This window comes from Marilutibacter aestuarii (assembly GCF_006546775.1).
GTDB classification, from domain to species: Bacteria; Pseudomonadota; Gammaproteobacteria; order Xanthomonadales; family Xanthomonadaceae; genus Marilutibacter; species Marilutibacter aestuarii.
On record NZ_VICE01000079.1, the window covers coordinates 1 to 2,580 of the forward strand.

The window sequence follows — 2,580 nt, forward strand, 5'->3', positions numbered from 1 at the left end:
CCGGGGCCCGCGTGCTCGATGCCTGTGCCGCGCCGGGCGGCAAGACCGCGCACCTGCTCGAACGCGACCCCAGCCTGCGCCTGACCGCGCTGGACATCGACCCCAAGCGGCTGGAGGCCGTCCACGCCACACTCAGGCGCCTGCAGTTGCGCGGCGACGTCCGCCTGATGGCGGTGGACGCGGCCAGTGCCCGCGACGAGTGGTGGAGCGGCGAGCCCTTCGACGCGATCCTGCTCGACGCCCCGTGCTCGGCCACCGGCATCGTCCGACGGCAGCCGGACGTGCGCCTGCATCGGCGTGCCGCCGACATCGACGCCCTCGTCAAGCTGCAGGCACGCCTGCTCGACGTGCTGTGGGCCAAGCTCGCACCGGGCGGCGTGCTGCTCTACGCGACCTGTTCGATCCTCAAGGCGGAGAACGCCGCGCAGGTGGAGGCCTTCCTCGCGCGGACACCCGATGCCCGCGCATGCCCTTTGCCGGAGACATTCGGCCACGCGTCGGGCCCGGGCCGGCAGCGCCTGCCCGGCGAGGGCGGTGGCGACGGCTTCTTCTACGCCCGCCTGCTGAAGGGGACCGACTGAGGGTCCGTCCACGCGCCGCCGGTCGCTCCCACGTCCTTCCGACATCGCCTGCGGGCGCACGCCGTATCATGCGGCCCATGACGACTCCACTGCCTTCGATCCCGGCCCGCCGCGCGCCCTGGCTGGGCCCCACCACCCTGTTCTGGATCGTCGCGGTCCTCGTCCTGGGCGCGGGCCTGGGCCTGCGCGATCCCTGGCCGGCCGACGAGCCCCGCTTCGCGCTGGTGGCCAAGCAGATGGTCGAGAGCGGCGACTGGCTGTTCCCGCACCGCGGCAGCGAGCTGTACTCGGACAAGCCGCCGATGCTGATGTGGCTGCAGGCGGCGTTCTACACCGTCTTGCGCGACTGGAAGGTCGCCTTCCTGCTGCCCTCGCTGCTGGCCGCGCTGGGCACCCTGTGGTGCGTCACCGACCTGGGCAAGCGCCTGTGGACGCGGCGCGTCGGCCTGTACGCCGGCTGGGCGCTGCTGTTCGCGGTGCAGTTCACCTACCAGGCGAAGAAGGCGCAGATCGACCCGCTGGTCACCTTCTACATCACCCTGGCCAACTACGGCCTGTTGCGCCACCTGCTGCTGGGCGACGGCTGGAAGTGGTGGTGGCTGGGCTGGTTCGCCGCCGGCCTGGGCACGATCACCAAGGGCGTCGGCGCCCTGGCGCTGGTGATGCTGGTGCCGGCCACGGTCGCGGCCCTGGCCGGCTGGCCGCGGGTGCGACAGGGCTTCCGCGACCCGCGCTGGTGGCTGGGCCCGGTGATGTTCGCGCTCGCGGCGTCGATCTGGCTGGTGCCGATGGTGACCGCCGCGCTGTCGCACCCCGATCCGGCCTATCGGGCATATCTGGACGACATCCTCTTCAACCAGACCGCCAACCGCTACGCCAAGTCCTGGGACCACCACCAGCCGCCGTGGTATCACCTGGGCGTGATCCTGACGATGTGGCTGCCGCCGATGCTGGCCCTGCCCTGGGCGCTGCCGGCCTGGTGGCGCCGCCTGCGCCGGCGCGACCCGCGCTATCTCCTGCCCCTGGCCTGGTGGCTGCTGGTGGTGGTGTTCTTCTCGATCCCGCAGGGCAAGCGCGACGTCTACATCATGCCGGCGCTGCCGATGGCCTGCCTGGCGCTGGCGCCCCTGCTGCCGGGCCTGCTGCGCAAGGCCTGGCCGCCGCGGCTGGCCTTCGGTTTCGGCGCCCTGCTGGCGCTCGCGGCCCTGGGCATCGGCATCGCGATGTGGACGGGCGAGCCCGCGTTCGAACGCAAGCTGATCACGGACCGCGGCTTCACCGCCGCCACCGTGGAGCAGGCCAACTGGCTGATGCTGGCGATCGGTGTCTGGTTCAGCGCGGCCCTGCTGTGGTTCGGCCCACGCCGGGGCGCCCACGGCACCGTCGCCGGGCTGGCCGGCCTGTGGGTGCTGTACGGCGTGCTGGCCTATCCGCTCATGAACCCCTCGTCCTCGGCAAGCGAGGTCATGGCGAAGACCGGTCGAATGATCGGCCCCGGCACCGAACTCGGCCTGGTCGGCTGGAAGGAACAGAACCTGTTGCAGGCCGACCGCCCGGCGATGGACTGGGGCTTCCGCCAGCCGCCGCACGTGCAGCTGGCCGGTGCGATCGACTGGATGCAGGCCGATCCTTCGCGCAAGGTGCTGATCCTCGATGCCGTCATGGGGCCGTGCATCGACGCATCAAAGGCCGTGCCGGTCGGCACCGCCAATCGCCGCGCCTGGTCGCTGGTCGATGCCGGTGCCGTGGTGCCGGGCTGCACGCCGCCGGAGCTGGACCCCAGCACCTGGCGCGGCGGCGACGACGAAACCGGGGACTGAGCTCAGTCCCCCAGCAGCGCCAGCAAGGCGGCGACCGCATCGGGCAGGCCGTTGTCCAGGCCCAGCTCACGGCTGGCCGCACGCAGGCGCTCGCAGCGATCGGCGTCCCCGGCGAGTGCGAGCAGGGCGTCGGCGAGTTCCTCGGGGCCGGCCCCGGCGGCGGGCTGCAGCGCGCCCGC

The 2,580-nt window shown here is 72.5% G+C and carries 2 protein-coding genes; both read left to right on the forward strand.

The genetic code is table 11. The annotated features are described in order from the left end of the window. Nucleotides 1-581: SAM-dependent methyltransferase (locus tag FKV25_RS08355; protein WP_281286219.1), on the forward strand; the 581-nt coding region annotated here is incomplete at its 5' end. A 77-nt stretch (nt 582-658) separates the two neighbouring features. Further along, entirely contained in the window at nt 659-2,401 is a 1,743-nt protein-coding gene (locus FKV25_RS08360; RefSeq protein ID WP_141518337.1) for an ArnT family glycosyltransferase, read from the forward strand. Nucleotides 2,402-2,580: the final 179 nt, after the last annotated feature.